This is a genomic window from Streptomyces rishiriensis (genome assembly GCF_030815485.1).
Lineage (GTDB): Bacteria > Actinomycetota > Actinomycetes > Streptomycetales > Streptomycetaceae > Streptomyces > Streptomyces rishiriensis_A.
Window position 1 is genome coordinate 2442834 of sequence record NZ_JAUSWV010000002.1, and the last position, 16403, is coordinate 2459236.

The window sequence follows — 16403 nt, forward strand, 5'->3', positions numbered from 1 at the left end:
CGCCTTCGTGGCGTTCGGCGATGCGAACGGGCGACCTAGTTGAAGGAGTCGCCGCAGGCGCAGGAACCCGTCGCATTCGGGTTGTCGATCGTGAAGCCCTGCTTCTCGATGGTGTCGACGAAGTCGATGGAGGCGCCGCCCAGGTACGGGGCGCTCATGCGGTCGGTGACGACCTTGACGCCGTCGAAGTCCTTCACCACGTCACCGTCGAGCGAACGCTCGTCGAAGAAGAGCTGGTAGCGCAGGCCGGAGCAGCCGCCGGGCTGAACGGCGACGCGCAGTGCCAGGTCGTCGCGGCCTTCCTGGTCGAGCAGGGCCTTGACCTTCGCCGCGGCGGCGTCGGACAGGAGGATGCCGTCGCTGACAGTGGTCTTCTCGTCCGATACGGACATCTACATCTCTCCCGGGTTGTACGGAGACTGCTTGCCGACTTTTCCAACCGTCGGGGCCGCGGATTCATTCCGGGCCGAGGAGTCGAGTTTCCGCTTCTCTCCTCTTCCTGCCTTTCATGCTCGCACACGTGCGACCCGGCGGACAGCGGCCTCCCCAGCGGTGCGGGCCGGGTCACGGGATTCACGTCACATCGACGCGATGACCGTCGTCAAAGTGACGGGAAGCGGGATATGATAGATAACGTCAGATCGACGAAAAGTAGAAAGGGTGCGTGCCGTGACCACCGCCCAGACCACGGAGCTCGACGTACAGCCGAGTCCGCTCGCCCTGTTGCTGCTCGGCCGTGAGGCCGACCCGAAGAGCGAGCGGGGCGTCGAGTGCCCCGGCGACCTGCCCTCTCCCTCGGACCCCGACCTGGTCGCGCGCGCCCGCGCCGCCAAGGAGAAGCTCGGTGACAAGGTCTTCGTGCTCGGCCACCACTACCAGCGCGACGAGGTCATCCAGTTCGCCGATGTCACGGGCGACTCCTTCAAGCTGGCCAAGGACGCGGCCGCCCGCCCGGAGGCCGAGTACATCGTGTTCTGCGGTGTGCACTTCATGGCCGAGTCCGCGGACATCCTGACGTCCGACGACCAGAAGGTGGTCCTGCCCGACCTCGCCGCCGGTTGCTCGATGGCCGACATGGCCACCGCCGAGCAGGTCGCCGAGTGCTGGGACGTGCTGACCGACGCCGGCATAGCCGAGCAGGTCGTGCCCGTCTCGTACATGAACTCGTCCGCGGACATCAAGGCGTTCACGGGCAGGCACGGCGGCACGATCTGCACCTCCTCCAACGCCCAGCGGGCCCTGGAGTGGGCCTTCGAGCAGGGTGAGAAGGTGCTCTTCCTGCCGGACCAGCACCTCGGCCGCAACACCGCCGTCCGCGACCTGGGCCTGTCCCTGGAGGACTGCGTCCTGTACAACCCGCACAAGCCGAACGGCGGGCTGACCGCCGAGCAGCTGCGCGACGCGAAGATGATCCTGTGGCGGGGCCACTGCTCGGTGCACGGCCGCTTCAGCCTGGAGTCGGTCGAGGACGTCCGCGCCCGGATCCCCGGCGTGAACGTGCTCGTGCACCCCGAGTGCCGGCACGAGGTCGTGGCCGCGGCGGACTACGTCGGCTCGACCGAGTACATCATCAAGGCGCTGGAGGCGGCCCCGGCCGGCTCGAAGTGGGCCATCGGCACGGAGCTGAACCTGGTGCGCCGGCTGGCGAACCGTTTCGCGCCCGAGGGCAAGGAGATCGTCTTCCTCGACAAGACGGTCTGCTTCTGCTCGACGATGAACCGGATCGACCTGCCCCACCTGGTCTGGACCCTGGAGTCGCTCGCCGAGGGCAAGCTGGTCAACCGGATCGAGGTCGACCAGGAGACCGAGGCGTTCGCGAAGCTGGCCCTGGAGCGGATGCTGGCGCTGCCGTAGCCGCACCGCCCCGGCCCCCCTGACCTCGTCGGACGCCGTAGGCCCGGCTCACCCCGCCGGCGGCTCGCGGTCGGGGTGGGCCGGGTCCAGCGCGAAGACGGTCCCGTCGGGGCTGAGCACCACCACGGCTCCCTCGTCGAGGAACACCCGTGCCGAGGAATAGCCGACCCCGACGACCTGCTCGGCCCGCGCGGGCGACTCCCACAGCAGGTCGCCCGTATCGAGGTCGAGGGCGGCGACCCGCCCGGAGGCGCTGGCCGCGAACACCGCCTGCCCCTGGCCGTCGGCGACGGCGGGGCCCGGCTGCTGAAGGGTCGTCGAGGTCTGCCACAGCCGCTCGCCCGTCTCGGGCGAGTGGGCGGTCATCCGGCCGCTGGAGGAGGCGAAGCAGAGCACTCCGCCCACCAGGGCCGCCTGGCCGCGCGGACTGTCCGGCAACTGCTTCTTCCGTACCGCGCCGGTGTCCGGGTCGACCAGCACGACCTCGCCGTACGCCGACTCTGCGGGGGTTCGGAGATCCCGGGCCACGTACATCACGAAGGCCAGGTCTCCGTCGACGGCACCGACGTACTCGCCGTCGCCGTCCGGCACGCTCACCTTCCGGGTCGAGCCGTCGGCGGGGTCGACGGCGTAGAACACCGTGCGCGACGGGGTACCCGCGTCGGTGCAGCCGACGAACGGCACGCTGTCGACGGCGTGGAACTCGCAGGAGTAGGTGGGCCCGGCCGGCACGGTGGCCTTCCAACGCGCGGTGCCGTCGCGTACTTCGCGGGCGGTCACCCGGTAGCCGTCCGAGGTCATCAGCAGATCGCCCACGACCGCGGAATCGACGGATCCCGTCTGGTCGAGCGTGCGCGACCAGAGCCGTTCGCCGGTGGCGGCGTCGAGGGCCAGGACAGTGCCGGTCGTGTCGTCGCCCGCGCTGTTCAGGACCGACTGGGTCATGAGCAGCACGCCGTCGTGCACCCCGAGGACCGCGCCGTCGTACCGCTCCCGGGCCAGGCCCGAGGGCTGGGAGTCGGCCCGCCAGCTCAGACGGCCCGTCGTCCCGTCGACGCGGACCGGGAGGACGCCGTCGCCCCCGCAGTAGAGGGCGCCCTCGCCCATCGCGCAGGACAGGGAGGTGCCGAAGGAGGTCCCGGCGCCCTCCAGCGGCTTCGCCACGCCGCTCGCGGCGGTGCCGAACACCGAGGTCCGCCAGGGCTGCCAGCCTCGGGGCAGGGGACCCCAGCCGATGGCCTCGGAACCGGTGCTGTCCGCATCCCCCGAGGTGCCGTCCCTGCCGAACGGGCCGACGTCGAGCAGGTAGCCGGTGAGCGCCAGCGCCAGCACGCCCGCGACCCCGGCCAGGACCGGCCAACGGCGCAGCCGGGAACGGCGGCCCGTGCGGGGCGGCGCGGCGAGCGACTCCGGTTCCTCGCCCGCCTCGGGCTCGGGCGGCAGACGCAGGGTCACCGTCTCCCGGTCGTCCGCCGCGGGTTCGGGCAACGCCCGGGCGAACTCCCCGGCCAGCTCCTCGAGTCCGGGCCGGTCGGCGGCGTCCTTGGCCAGACAGCGGGTCAGGACCGCACGCAGCGGCTCGGCGACCGCGTCCACCTTCGGTTCCTCGTGCATCACCCGCCACGCCGTCAGATACGGGCTGTCGGCGTCGAAGGGACCGCGGCCGGTCGCGGCGAACACCAGCAGCGCGCCGAGGGAGAAGACGTCCGAGGCGGGACCGACCGACCGGGCGTCCTTGAACTGCTCCGGGGACATGAACGGCGGGGTGCCGATGGCGTGACCGGTCTCGGTGAGGGTCGGGTTCTCGGTGGCCCGGGAGATGCCGAAGTCGATGACCCGGGGGCCGTCCTGCGCCATCAGGACGTTGGAGGGCTTGAGGTCACGGTGGACGACCCCGGCCCGGTGGATGTCCCGCAGCGCCTCCGCCAGCCCCAGGGCCAGCCGGCGCAGTTCCGCCCCCTTCAGCGGGCCGGCGACCCGGATCCGGGCGGAGAGCGCCAGTCCGGGCACGTACTGGGTGGCCATCCAGGGCCGTACGGCCTCCGGGTCGGCGTCCACCACCGGGGCGGTGAAGGCACCGCTCACCTTGCGGACGGCGTCGATCTCCTGCCGGAAGCGGGCCCGGAAGACCTTGTCCTCCGCGTACTGGGCGTGCACCACCTTGACGGCGACCTCACGCCCCGAACGGGACCGGCCCAGGTAGACGACGCCCATGCCACCGGATCCGATCCGGTCGACGATCCGGTATCCACCGAGCGCCTTCGGGTCGTCCTTGTTCAGCGGCAACTCCCCGGTCCCCTTCCCCCGTCGAGCAGTTCGAGCTCACAGGATATGTAACCCGTACGGGGGAAGGGGCTCGGCGCGGCGGTGTCAGACTCCGGCCGGTTCCGGGTTCTTCTCGGGCTGCGCCGGCTGCTGTCGCTTCGCGGCACGCTTCTTCGCCCGGCGTTCCTTGCGGAGTTCGAGCATCGCGTACAGGGTCGGGACGAGCAGCAGGGTGAGCAGCGTCGAGGTGATCAGACCGCCGATCACGACCACCGCCAGCGGCTGGGCGATGAAGCCGCCTTCGCCGGTGACGCCCAGAGCCATCGGGAGCAGGGCGAAGATGGTCGCCAGCGCCGTCATGAGGATGGGACGCAGCCGGTGCCGCCCGCCCTCGACCACGGCCTCGACCACGCCGTACCCCTGCTTGCGGTACTGGTTGATGAGGTCGATCAGGACGATCGCGTTGGTCACCACGATGCCGATGAGCATCAGCATGCCGATCATCGCCGGGACGCCCATCGGGGTGCCGGTGACGAGCAGCAGTCCGATCGCGCCGGTCGCCGCGAAGGGGATCGAGACCAGCAGGATCAGCGGCTGGGCCAGCGACCGGAAGGTCGCCACCAGCAGCATGAAGACGATCGCGATCGCCGCGAGCATCGCCAGGGCGAGGTTCTTGAACGCGTCGTCCTGGTCCTGCGAGACCCCGCCGATCTCGGCCGTGGCGCCCTCCGGGAGCTTCAGCGCGTCGAGCCTCGAGGTGAGGTCGGCGCTCACCGCGCCGGTGTTGTCCCCGGTCGGCTTCGCGGTGACGGTGGCCGCCCGCCGGCCGTCGATGCGGGTCATCGAGACCGGGCCGTCGACCAGTTCCACGGTGGCGATGTCACCGAGCTTCACCGCGCCCAGACGCAGGGCCTTGAGCTGGGCGAGCGTCGTCGCGGGCTTCGCCGAGGTGATGACCACATCACGCTCGGTGTCGTCCAGTACCGCCTTCGCGGCCGTGGTCCCGCGGACCGCCTGGGCGACCGCCGCGCCCAGCGTCTGGTCGTCGAAACCGGCCGCGGCGGCCTTGGCGTTCGCCCTGACCGCGATGCGCGGCACACTCTGCGACAGGTCGCTGGTGACGTCGGTGACGTCGTCGAGGCCGGCCACGGCCTCACGGACCTGCTCGGCTGCGGTGCGCAGCACACCCGCGTCGGCCGCCTTCACGACGACGCTCAGGTCCTGGCTGCCGAAGCCGTCACCGGCGGCGACGGTGGTCGTCCCGATGCCCTCGAGCTTCTTCAGCCCGTCCTCGACCCGCTGCTGGACGTCCTCGTACGAGGCCGAGTCCTCGAGCATCACCTGGTACGAGGCCTGGTTGGTGTCGGTGCCGCCACCGAAGGCCGCCATGAAGCCGGAGGAGCCGACGGTGACCTGGTAGTCCTTCACGCCCTCGGTGCCGGCGAGCAGCCGCTCGACCTTCTCGGCCTGGGCGTCGGTCGCGGCCAGGCTGGTGCCCGGCTTCAGCTCCTGCTTGACCGTCAGGACCTGCTGCTCGCCCTGGTCGAAGAAGTTGGTCTTCAGCAGGGGCGCCATGGCGAATGTGGCGATCAGCACGACGACGGCGATCGCCACACTGGTGAGACGGCGCCGGGTGGCGAAGCGCAGCACGGGGACGTAGAAGCGCTGGAGGCGGCTCTTCGCCTCCTTCTCCTCGGCCGCCCGACGGGCTTCCTCGGCGTCCTCGGGGGTGCCCTTGGGGGCGCGCAGGAACCAGTACGACAGGACAGGGACGACCGTCAGCGAGACCAGCAGAGAAGCCAGCAGGGCCGCCGTCACGGTGAGCGAGAACGCGCCGAACAGGGCGCCCACCATGCCGCCGACTAGGTCGATCGGCAGGAACACGGCGACGGTGGTGAGGGTGGAGGAGGTGACCGCCCCGGCCACCTCGCGCACGGCCGTGATGATCGCGGACTGCCGCTCCTCGCCGTAGCCGAGGTGGCGCTTGATGTTCTCCAGGACGACGATCGAGTCGTCGACGACCCGGCCGATCGCGATGGTCAGCGCGCCCAGCGTCAGCATGTTCAGCGAGAGGTCCCGCGTCCACAGGACGATCAGCGCCAGCACCACGGAGAGCGGGATGCTGACCGCCGTCACCAGTGTCGAGCGGATCGACGCCAGGAAGACCAGGATGACGAGGACGGCGAAGAGCAGACCGAGGGCGCCCTCCGTGGTCAGTCCCTCGATGGCCTTCGCGACGGCCGGACCGCTGTCGCTGACGACGGTGATCGTCGCGCCCGAGCCGAGGTCCTGGCGCAGGTCGGCCAGCTCGGCGTCGACGGCGTCGGAGATGGCGACCGCGCTGCCGTCGTGGTCCATGGTGACCATCACGGCGAGGCTGGGCCTGCCGTCGGTGCGGGTGAGGGAGTCGGCCGGGGCCTCCTCCTGCCGCACCGCGGCCACGTCACCGAGCCGTACCGGCTTCGCGCCGGCGAGGCCCGGGATCCGCAGGTCCTCGATCTGGGCGACGGAGGTGTAGCCGCCGCCGACCCGGACCGTGCGGTTGCTGCCCGCCTCGTCGAAGGAGCCGGCCGGGACGGTCGCGCCGCCCGCCTGGAGCGCCTGGGCGAGGGACTGCGTGGTCAGACCGGCCTTGGCCAGCTTCGCGTCGTCGGGGGTGACCGAGACCTGGAGATCCCGGACGCCGGTGACGGTGACCTGGCCGACGCCGTCGATGTCCCGCAGCGCCGGGACGACGCTCCGGTCGAGCTGGTCGGCGAGCGCCTGCTGGTCCTTGTCGGAGGTGACCGCGAGGACGACGGTCGGCATGTCGTCGGTGGAACCGGCGACGACCTGCGGGTCCACGGCGTCGGGGAGCTGGACGCGGGCCCGGTTGACGGCCTGCTGGACGTCGGCGACGAGTTGCTTGGTGTCGTTGCCGTAGTCGAAGGACGCCACGATCACGGCGTTGCCCTCGCTCGCCGTGGAGGTGACGCCGGTGATGCCGTCGACACCCTCGAGGTTGTCCTCGATCGGCTCGATGACCTGCTTCTCGACGACGTCCGGGGAGGCGCCCTGGTAGGGGGCGAGGACGGAGACCATCGGCAGTTCGATGGTGGGGAGGAGCTGTTGCTTCAGTTGCGGGATCGCGATCGCGCCGAAGGCGATCGCGACGATGGACATGAGGCCTATCAGGGCCCGTTGCGCGAGGCTGAATCGGGACAGCCAGGACATGGGTACGGGTCTCGTCTCTGTGAGCGGCAGAAGCGGTGCCGGGCGCGGCGCGGGTGTGACGGGCGGCGTGACATGTGCGGTATGGGTGACATGTGGTGCGCCTGTGCCCCGTGCGCCGGGTGTGGCCCCTTCACCCTGGGCCATGCCGGGGCGCCGATCCGTACGCTCCAGGTCCATTTACTTATCCCGCGCCTACTCCGGGCGCAGTACGGGAGAGCCGCGCTCACTCCACCCTCGGACGTACCAGCCCCGACTCGTACGCGATCACCACGAGCTGGGCCCGGTCGCGTGCGCCCAGCTTGGCCATGGCCCGGTTGACGTGCGTCTTCACGGTGAGCGGGCTGACCTCGAGGCGCTCGGCGATCTCGTCGTTGGAGTGGCCGCCGGCGACCTGCACGAGGACCTCGCGCTCACGCACGGTCAGCGCGTCCAGCCGGGCGGACCGGGCCGGGTCGTGGGTGTCGTCCAGCGCGCCGCCCTGGGCCAGGAAGCGGGCGATCAGGCCCTTGGTCGCGGTCGGCGAAAGCAGCGCCTCCCCGCCGGCGGCGACCCGTATGGCGCTCAGCAGCTCCTCCGGCTCGCTGCCCTTGCCGAGGAAACCGGAGGCGCCGGCCCGTAGCGACCGCACCACGTAGTCGTCGACCTCGAACGTCGTCAGGATGACCACCCTGACGTGTGCGAGGGACGGATCGGCGCTGATCAGCCGGGTCGCGGCGAGGCCGTCCGTGCCGGGCATGCGGATGTCCATCAGGACGACGTCGGCGCGCTGCTCCTTGGCCAGCCGGACCGCCTGGGCGCCGTCGGACGCCTCGCCGACCACCTCCATGTCGGGCTCCGAGTCGACGAGCACGCGGAACGCGCTGCGCAGCAGCGCCTGGTCGTCGGCGAGCAGGACACGGATGGTCATGCGTTCTCCCCCGTGGTGGCCGTGCGGGTCTTGACCGGCAGGATCGCATGGACGCGGAAGCCGCCTCCGTAGCGGGGACCGGTGGTGAGGGTGCCGCGCAGGGCGGTGACGCGCTCGCGCATGCCGAGCAGACCGTGGCCGCCGCCGGCCGCCGGGGGCCCGTCCTTCGCGGGACGCCCGTCGTCGAGGACCGTGACCTCGATGTTCGGTCCCACGCGCACGACGCTGACCTCGGCTTTCGCTTCGGGCCCCGCGTGCTTCTGCACATTGGTGAGGGCTTCCTGGATGACCCGGTAGGCGGCCAGGTCGGCGGCGGCCGGGAGTTCGGTCCCGTGGTCGGTACGGGCCACCTCGACCTGGAGGCCGGCGTTGCGGAAGGTGCCGGCCAGCTCGTCGAGGCGGTCCAGGCCGGGTGCGGGTTCGGTGGGGGCCTCGGGGTCGCCGGACTGGCGCAGCAGGCCGACGGTGGCCCGCAGTTCGTTGAGCGCGGAGCGGCTGGCCTCGCGGACGTGGGCGAGGGCCTCCTTGGCCTGGTCGGGCCGCTTGTCCATGACATGCGCGGCGACTCCGGCCTGGACGTTGACCAGGGCGATGTGGTGGGCGACGACGTCGTGCAGGTCGCGGGCGATACGCAGGCGCTCCTCCGCGACCCGGCGGCGGGCCTCCTCCTCCCGGGTGCGCTCCGCGCGCTCGGCGCGGTCCCGGATGGCCTGGACGACGGCCCGGCGGCTGCGGACGGCGTCGCCGGCGGTGGCCCCGATGCCGGTCCAGGCGAGGATCCCCAGGTTCTCCTGGGCGTACCAGGGCAGCGGTCCGGCGAGCATCGCCGCGCCGGTGAGGATCGTCATGGTGAGCAGACCCGCGCGGACGGTGGTGGCGCGGTCGGTGGTGGCGGCGACCGTGAAGAGGGCGATCACGGCGGACATGGCGACGGGGGCCCGGGGGTCGCCGGTGACCGACTCCGTCACCGAGGCGGCGCCGGTGAGGGCGAGGACCGTCATGGGGGCGCTGCGGCGGAAGACGAGGGCGACGGCGGAGAGGGTCATCAGCAGCAGGCTGAGCGGATCCGGGCTGCGGATGCTCCAGCTGACGCCGTGCCCTCCGTGCGGGTCGACGAAGGAGCCGGCCAGCATGCAGAGCAGTACGCCCGCGGCGAGGCCCGCGTCCAGGGCGAGGGGGTGGGCCTTCAGCCGACGCTGGGCCCGGGCGAAGGGGGTCACTTCAGGGGGGTCACTTCCGGGCTACCGTCGCTTTCCGTGCCGTGGCCGGGGGCAGTCGCCCCCAGACCCCCGCCGTCGGCCCCGAACGGGCCTGGTCCTCAAACGCCGGACGGGCCGGCATACCGTGACCGGCGCCGAGAGGCCGCCGGACTCATCCCGGGATCAGGCCGTCGTCGCTCAGCATCTGCCGTACCTCGTCCAGGCTCGCGTCCGGGGCCGGGAGGATCAGTTCCGAGGGTTCCAGGGCGTCGTCCGGCAGCCGGTCGCCGAGGCGGCGGACGGCGTCCAGGAGGGCGCCGAGGGTGCGGTGGAAGCCGTCCTCGTCGCCGCTCTCCATCTCCGCGAGCAGCTCGTCGTCCAGCGTGTTCAGTTCGACGAGATGGGAGTCGGCCAGTTGCCACTGACCCTCCCCCATGATCCGTACGATCATGTCGCCCTCCTCGGCTCCGGTCCGTCCCCGGCGCCGGGCTACTGCTTGTCGAAGCGCGGGGTGTCCTGTGGCTGCTGCTGGGACTGCGACTGGCTCGTGCCGCCTTCGATGGCCTGCTGGCCGGCCGAGCTTCCTCCCCCAGAGCCAATGGCCTGGGAGGTGCCCCCAGCGAGCTCGGCCTTCATGCGCTGCAGTTCCAGCTCTACATCCGTACCACCGGAGAGCCGGTCCAGCTCGGCCTGGAGGTCGTCCTTCGCGATGCCCGTCGGGTCGTCCAGCGCGCCGGACGCCATGAGCTCGTCGAGAGCGCCCGCACGGGCCTGGAGCTGGGCGGTCTTGTCCTCGGCCCGCTGAATGGCCAGGCCGACGTCGCCCATCTCCTCGGAGATGCCGGAGAAGGCCTCGCCGATGCGGGTCTGCGCCTGGGCGGCGGTGTAGGTGGCCTTGATGGTCTCCTTCTTCGTACGGAAGGCGTCCACCTTGGCCTGGAGGCGCTGGGCCGCGAGGGTGAGCTTCTCCTCCTCGCCCTGGAGCGTGGAGTGCTGCGTCTCGAGGTCGGTGACCTGCTGCTGGAGGGCCGCCCGGCGGGAGAGCGCCTCGCGGGCGAGGTCCTCACGGCCGAGGGCGAGCGCCTTGCGGCCCTGGTCCTCCAGCTTGGAGGACTGCGACTGCAACTGGTTCAGCTGGAGTTCGAGGCGCTTGCGCGAGGTCGCGACGTCGGCGACGCCGCGGCGGACCTTCTGCAGGAGCTCCAGCTGTTTCTGATACGAGTAGTCGAGGGTTTCGCGCGGGTCCTCGGCCCGGTCAAGGGCCTTGTTCGCCTTCGCGCGGAAGATCATCCCCATACGCTTCATGACACCGCTCATGGGCTTCGCGCGCCCCCTTCTGACGTCCAGCTCCAGCTCTGCGACAGAACCCACAGTACGGGCCCTGCATCCATTGACGCACTGTTCGGGGACGGATGCGCTCATCCCCAAGGACGACTGACCAAGACGTTGCTCCGGCCTGGGGAGTAGGTGACCTTCAGGGTGAACGTCAGGTCACCCTGCGCCCGCTCTTTCCCGGTCCTGTCCCAGTCTGTCCCCTCTGAAGACGACTGGTGTTGCCGGATCGTTCCCCTTCGGGCTGGGGTCCATGCCCGCGAGCGCTTACCCTTGGGTTTTGTGTTCCGTAGCCGTGCCAAGGAAGAGAAGGCCCCCGCCGACAAGGCCGTGGTGACCGACTCCATGCAGCCCCGTGACCCGCAGGCCAAGAAGGGCAGGCCCACGCCCAAGCGCAGTGAGGCCCAGTCCCAGCGCCGCAGTGTCGCCAACACCTCCATGTCCCGCAAGGAGGCCTCCAAGCGTCAGCGCGACGAGCGCCGCGCCCAGATGGACAGGCAGCGCCAGGCGCTGGCCGGCGGTGACGAGCGTTATCTGCCGGTCCGCGACAAGGGCCCGGTCCGCAAGTTCGCGCGCGAGTTCATCGACTCCCGGTTCAACGTGGCGGAGTTCTTCCTGCCGATGGCCGTGGTCATCCTGGTGCTCAGCATGGTGCGGGTGGGCTCGCTGCAGACCATCGCGCTGCTGCTGTGGCTGGTCGTGATCGTGCTGATCGTGCTGGACTCGTTCGTCACGAGCTTCCGGCTGCGCAAGCAGCTCGCCGAGCGCTTCCCCGACCAGAACCGGCGGGGCGCGGTGGCCTACGCGCTGATGCGGTCCCTGCAGATGCGTCGGCTCCGGCTGCCCAAGCCGCAGATCAAGCGCGGAGCGCGGCCCTGAGCACTGCGGCTTTCTCCGGGGGGGCGGCCGCGGCCTGGTTGAACAGGCTGGGCGGGCTGCGTGACGTCGTACGACAGGAGCTGGTGGCCCGGCAGCTCGACGAGCAGATAACGGGGCGCTACCCGGTCGGGCAGCGGCTGCGGGTGCTCGACGTGGGCATGGGCCAGGGCACGCAGGCGCTGCGGCTGGCCCGGCTCGGGCACCAGGTGACCGGGCTCGAGCGGGACGCGACGATGATCGCCGCGGCCCGGGAGGCGCTGTGCGGCGAGCCCGAGGGCATCCGGGAGCGGATGCGGATCATCGAGGGCGACGGCCGGGACACCGGGGTGCACTTTCTGCCCGGCAGTTTCGACGTGGTGCTGTGCCACGGCGTGCTGATGTACGTCGAGGAGCCGGACGCGCTCCTCGCCGGGCTCGGGCGGATGCTGGCCCCGGGCGGGCTGCTGTCGCTGCTCGTGCGCAACGCGGACGCCCTGGCCATGCGGCCGGGCCTGTCCGGCGACTGGACGGGCGCGCTCGACGCCTTCGACACCGTCACCTACCGCAACCGGCTGGGGCTCGACGTACGGGCGGACCGGCTGGCGGTGCTGACCGACGCGCTGGCCGGGATCGGGGCGCCGCTCCAGGCCTGGTACGGCGTGCGGGTCTTCACGGACACGGCGGCGGACGGGGCGGAGATCCCGCAGGACCCGCAGCAGCGGGAGAGTCTGCTGTCCGCCGAGGAGCGGGCCGGGCGGACCGACCCCTACCGGCAGGTGGCGGCGCTGCTGCATCTGTGCGGGGTGCGCGGCTGAGCCGGACCGGCGTTCTTCACTCGTCCGGGTGAGCGGTGGCCGGGGTGGCCGTGCGGCGACCACCCCGACGGAGGGCTACGCCTCGTTCGCGTGGAGGCTCATCGGGCCGTAGATCTCGGTGGAGTCCTCGAAGAGCCGTACCTGGTCCGCGCCGCCTTCGAGGAGGTCCTTCCACACTTCCCCGATCCAGGACTCGGCGTCCCCCTGCGTGGTGAACTCCTCGGGCTCTACCGCTGGTTGGACCTCCGTCCCGTCGGCCTTCTCGAACCGCCACGTCCATGCCGCCATGTACGCCTCCCAGCTGTGACCACGTGCAGAGCAGAAGCCGGATCTTGGTCCGGCTTCTGCTGTGCAGCCTAGTCTGGTGCGCAAGACCTGGTCGGACACGCGAAAATCAGCTCCGTGGAAGTCACTCTGCTCGGTACCGGCGCCCCCGCGGGCCTGCCCCGCCCCGACTGCTCCTGCGCCGTGTGCGCGACCTCGCTCGGGGCCGACGCGCGGGCGGCGACCGCGCTGCTCGTGGACGGGGCCCTGTTGCTCGATCTGACGCCGGGTGCGGCGTTCGCGGCCGCGCGGGCCGGACATTCGCTGGGCGGGGTGCGGCAGGTGATGCTGACGCACCCGCACGACGGCCCCCCGGTGGAGGTGCCGGCCGGGCTGCCGCAGCCCGGCCGGGTGCCGGACGGGCGGGAGTCGACGCTGGTGACGGGGCATCGGGTGCGGGCGGTGGCGATGGACGCGCCCGGCACCGGGTACGCGGTGACCGGCCCGGCCGGGCAGCGGCTGCTGTACCTGCCGCCCGGGGGCGCGCCGGCCGGCCTGGAGGAGGGGACGGGATCCGCCGAGCGGTACGACATGGTCCTGATGGATCTGGTGGGACGCCCGGACGCACTGGCGAAGCTGCGGGCGGTGGGCGCGGTGGGCCCGACGACCGACGTGGTCGCCGTCCACCTGGACCATGGCGTGCCGCCGGGCGCGGAGTTGCGGCGGCGGCTCGCGGCGGCCGGGGCGCGGGCGGTGCCGGACGGGTCGACTCTGGTGGTGGGGGTGTACGAGGACGTGCCGGACGTGTCACGGCGGACGCTGGTGCTGGGCGGCGCCCGGTCGGGGAAGTCGGTGGAGGCCGAGCGGCGGCTGGAGCCCTTCCCGGACGTGCTGTACGTCGCCACGGGCGGGACCCGCGGCGGCGACACCGAGTGGGCGTCCCGGGTCGCCGCGCACCGCGACCGGCGGCCGGGGTCGTGGCGGACCGCGGAGACCTGCGACCTCGTGCCGCCGCTGGCGCAGGACGGCGCCCCGCTGCTGATCGACTGTCTGTCGCTATGGCTGACGGACGTCATGGACTCCGTCGGGGCGTGGGACGACGCGCAGTGGGCGGACGGCGGCGAACGGGCGCTGCGCGCGCGGGTGGCGGAACTGGCGGAGGCGGTGCGCTCGGCCCGGCGGACCGTCGTCCTGGTCTCCAACGAGGTGGGTTCGGGGATCGTGCCGGCCACGGCGTCGGGCCGGCGGTACCGGGACGAGCTGGGGCGGCTGAACGCGGCCGTGGCCGCCGAGTGCGAGGAGGTGGTCCTGGTGGTGGCCGGCCAGGCGCTGGTGCTGCGGGGACCGGCGGCCGGCGGCTGACCGTTCAGTCGGTTCGGTTCCTGCGCGCGATGACCTGGTACGCGTTCGAGAAGCGTGTCCGGCGCAGGGCCGGGGCGAGCAGGTGGTCGAGTACGGCGGCCAGGGCGGTCAGCGGTCCGGCCGTCCGGCGCAGCCGGGTCCTGTTCAGGTAGAGCGAGGCCGCCGTCGCCAGGTCGCGCGGGGCGTGCGGCGTCCGGCGGTCCGTCGCGACGATCTCGCAGCCCCGGGCCTCGAGCTCGGCCCGGAGGTTGGCCAGCGGGATCAGGTGCAGGTGGCGGGGCTGGTCGTAGGAGCGCCACCACTTGCCCAGGACGGCCGCGGACGCGCTGGAGGGGTCCGGGAGCTGCACGAGGAGGTGGCCGCCCGGCCGCAGGGCCGTCAGCGCCGCCGCCAGTTCCCGCCTCGGGTCCCGGGTGTGTTCCAGGTGGTGGAGCATGCTGACCACGTCGTAACGGCCGCGCAGCCGGGACAGGACCTCCGGGGCCGTCAATCGGCCCAGGTGGGCCTCGTCGAGCCGGCCCACCGCTCTCGCCCGCTCCACCCTCGGGGTCGGATCCACCCCGTCGAACGCGGTGTAGGTGAACAGTTCCCTCGCCACCGCCGGGAAGGCCGCGTCCCCCGTGCCCACGTCCAGCCAGCTCTCCGGCTCGGGGAAGGGCAGCATCGCCCGGGCGGTCGCCCTGAGGTGCCCGGGGTCCGGTCGTTCCTCTCCCTCGGTGCCGTACAGCGCCAGACCGGCGGCGGTCAGGCGGGGGTTCTGGAAGGCGTGCGCGCAGTCCCGGCACTCGTCGACGACGAAGGTGCCCGGCCTGCGGTGGCGCAGGTCCGGTGCGCGCAGGCGGGTGCGCAGGCGCTTCGAGCCGCACCAGGGGCAGTCGTCTCGGCGCGGCTCGTGGACGGGCCTGGGGGGCATGAGCGGCTCCGGGGATGACATCGGGAACGAACGACGAGACGAACGACAATTAGCGTCAAAACGGAACGTATGGGATACCGATCTTGGGTGCAATGACGTCACGCGGGTGTGGTGGCGATGTGGCGCGGATCCGTTCGATCGGTGCCGGTACTGTTCGGCGAATGAGCTCGCTTAATCTCGACGACTTCACCGATCTGATCGAGCGCCCCGACGGTGGGGTGCGTCGCGACGCGGAGGCGCGCCGGGGACGTCAGATCGTGCCGCCCGGATCGCTGGGGCGGCTGGACGACCTGGGTGAGTGGCTGGCGGCGGCACAGGGCTCGGCTCCCGTGCGGCCGGTCGAGCGGCCGCGGGTGGTGCTCTTCGCCGGCGACCACGGCATCGCCGAGCTCGGCGTCTCCGCCCGACCGGCGGGCAGCGCCTCGGAGTTGGTGCGCGAGGTCATCGAGGGCGGCCGTCCGGTCTCCGTGCTCGCCCGCCGTCTCGGCGTACCCGTGCGCGTCGTGGACATGGCGCTGGACTGCGATCCGGACCTGTTCCCCGAGGACGTCGTACGGCACCGGGTGCGGCGCGGCAGCGGCCGTATCGACATCGAGGACGCGCTGACGCTGGAGGAGGCCGAGGCGGCCTTCCGGGCGGGCGTGGCCGTCGCGGACGAGGAGGCCGACTCCGGAACCGACCTGGTCGTGCTCGGCGACATCAGTGTCGGCGGGACGACGGCCGCGGGCGCCCTGGTGGCCGCGCTGTGCGGAACCGACGCGTCCGTGGTGACCGGGCGGGGCGGCGAGGCGATCGACGACCTGGCGTGGATGCGCAAGTGCGCGGCGGTCCGGGACGCGCTCAGGCGGGCGCGGCCGGTGCTCGGGGAGCAGTTGCAGCTGCTGGCGACGGTGGGCGGCGCCGACCTCGCCGCCATGACGGGCTTTCTGCTCCAGTGCGCCGTACGGAAGTTGCCCGTCGTGCTGGACGGCGTGGTGGCGGCCGCCTGCGCGCTCGTCGGACAGCGGGTCGCGTTCCGGGCGCCGGACTGGTGGCTGGCCGCGCACAAGAGCGGTGAACCGGGACAGGCGAAGGCACTCGACCGGATGGCCCTGGAGCCGCTCCTCGACCAGGGCGTGAAGGTCGGGGAGGGCGCCGGAGCCCTGCTCGCGCTCCCGCTGGTGCAGGCCGCCGCCGCCCTGGCGGCGGAACTCCCCGAGAAGCCGGAAGAGGCCGAGGCGGTCGAGGCGGTCGAGGCGGTCGAGGGATCCGACGCTTCCGGGACTCCCGAGACCTCGGAGGCTTCCGGGGTGTCCGCGACTTCCGAGGTGTCCGCAGCTTCCGAGGTGTCCGCCGGGCAGCAGGAGAAGAAGCAGGAAACGGAGTAGCGAAGCGGCTTAAAGGGACAGGCGGCTCCAAAAGAGCGGATTCCCGGAAGTGCA

General features: G+C 72.0%; 14 protein-coding genes. 5 read left to right on the forward strand and 9 right to left on the reverse strand.

Annotation, left to right across the window (positions count from 1 at the left end):
* Nucleotides 1-35: 35 nt before the first annotated feature.
* Nucleotides 36-392 carry a HesB/IscA family protein gene (locus tag QF030_RS13390; RefSeq protein ID WP_189916941.1) on the reverse strand — a complete coding sequence of 119 codons (357 nt, stop codon included), beginning with the start codon at nt 390-392 and terminating at the stop codon, nt 36-38.
* Between the two features lie 277 nt (nt 393-669).
* Here QF030_RS13390 and nadA point away from each other — a divergent pair, with 277 nt between their 5' ends.
* Nucleotides 670-1854, forward strand: a complete 1185-nt coding sequence (nadA, locus tag QF030_RS13395; protein WP_307162891.1) for a quinolinate synthase NadA — start codon at nt 670-672, stop codon at nt 1852-1854.
* A 48-nt stretch (nt 1855-1902) separates the two neighbouring features.
* On the opposite strand, the gene QF030_RS13400 is transcribed toward nadA, so the two are convergent.
* The 6 genes from QF030_RS13400 to QF030_RS13425 all read right to left on the reverse strand — a co-directional run bounded on the left by QF030_RS13400 (nt 1903) and on the right by QF030_RS13425 (nt 10755).
* Nucleotides 1903-4140 (reverse strand): protein kinase domain-containing protein, encoded by a 2238-nt coding sequence (locus QF030_RS13400; RefSeq protein ID WP_307162892.1) that lies wholly within the window; start codon nt 4138-4140, stop codon nt 1903-1905.
* Between the two features lie 84 nt (nt 4141-4224).
* The gene (locus QF030_RS13405) at nt 4225-7332 is read right to left on the reverse strand and encodes an efflux RND transporter permease subunit (RefSeq protein ID WP_307162893.1); all 3108 of its coding nucleotides are present in this window, start codon (nt 7330-7332) and stop codon (nt 4225-4227) included.
* A gap of 223 nt (nt 7333-7555) precedes the next feature.
* Entirely contained in the window at nt 7556-8239 is a 684-nt protein-coding gene (locus QF030_RS13410) for a response regulator (RefSeq protein ID WP_307162894.1), read from the reverse strand.
* Nucleotides 8236-9459: a sensor histidine kinase gene (locus QF030_RS13415; protein WP_307162895.1), complete on the reverse strand. Its 1224-nt coding sequence runs from the start codon at nt 9457-9459 to the stop codon at nt 8236-8238. Before QF030_RS13415 ends, QF030_RS13410 begins: the two co-directional genes overlap by 4 nt.
* Before the next feature lie 151 nt (nt 9460-9610).
* Entirely contained in the window at nt 9611-9889 is a 279-nt protein-coding gene (gene pspAA, locus QF030_RS13420; RefSeq protein WP_307162896.1) for a PspA-associated protein PspAA, read from the reverse strand.
* A 38-nt stretch (nt 9890-9927) separates the two neighbouring features.
* Nucleotides 9928-10755, reverse strand: coding sequence for a PspA/IM30 family protein (locus QF030_RS13425; protein WP_307167556.1), 828 nt, complete (start codon nt 10753-10755; stop codon nt 9928-9930).
* Between the two features lie 297 nt (nt 10756-11052).
* Here QF030_RS13425 and QF030_RS13430 point away from each other — a divergent pair, with 297 nt between their 5' ends.
* Together QF030_RS13430 and QF030_RS13435 are read left to right on the forward strand one after the other, a co-directional pair.
* Nucleotides 11053-11649 (forward strand): DUF3043 domain-containing protein, encoded by a 597-nt coding sequence (locus tag QF030_RS13430; RefSeq protein WP_307162897.1) that lies wholly within the window; start codon nt 11053-11055, stop codon nt 11647-11649.
* Nucleotides 11650-11732: 83 nt separating this feature from the next.
* Entirely contained in the window at nt 11733-12443 is a 711-nt protein-coding gene (locus QF030_RS13435) for a class I SAM-dependent methyltransferase (protein ID WP_307167557.1), read from the forward strand.
* Nucleotides 12444-12518: 75 nt separating this feature from the next.
* On the opposite strand, the gene QF030_RS13440 is transcribed toward QF030_RS13435, so the two are convergent.
* Nucleotides 12519-12731, reverse strand: a complete 213-nt coding sequence (locus tag QF030_RS13440; protein ID WP_307162898.1) for a hypothetical protein — start codon at nt 12729-12731, stop codon at nt 12519-12521.
* A 114-nt stretch (nt 12732-12845) separates the two neighbouring features.
* Here QF030_RS13440 and QF030_RS13445 point away from each other — a divergent pair, with 114 nt between their 5' ends.
* Nucleotides 12846-14069 (forward strand): bifunctional adenosylcobinamide kinase/adenosylcobinamide-phosphate guanylyltransferase, encoded by a 1224-nt coding sequence (locus tag QF030_RS13445; protein ID WP_307162899.1) that lies wholly within the window; start codon nt 12846-12848, stop codon nt 14067-14069.
* A 4-nt stretch (nt 14070-14073) separates the two neighbouring features.
* On the opposite strand, the gene QF030_RS13450 is transcribed toward QF030_RS13445, so the two are convergent.
* Nucleotides 14074-14982: a class I SAM-dependent methyltransferase gene (locus QF030_RS13450; RefSeq protein ID WP_307162900.1), complete on the reverse strand. Its 909-nt coding sequence runs from the start codon at nt 14980-14982 to the stop codon at nt 14074-14076.
* A gap of 161 nt (nt 14983-15143) precedes the next feature.
* Between QF030_RS13450 and cobT the strand changes: the two genes are divergently transcribed.
* Nucleotides 15144-16349 (forward strand): nicotinate-nucleotide--dimethylbenzimidazole phosphoribosyltransferase, encoded by a 1206-nt coding sequence (cobT, locus tag QF030_RS13455; RefSeq protein ID WP_307162901.1) that lies wholly within the window; start codon nt 15144-15146, stop codon nt 16347-16349.
* Nucleotides 16350-16403: the final 54 nt, after the last annotated feature.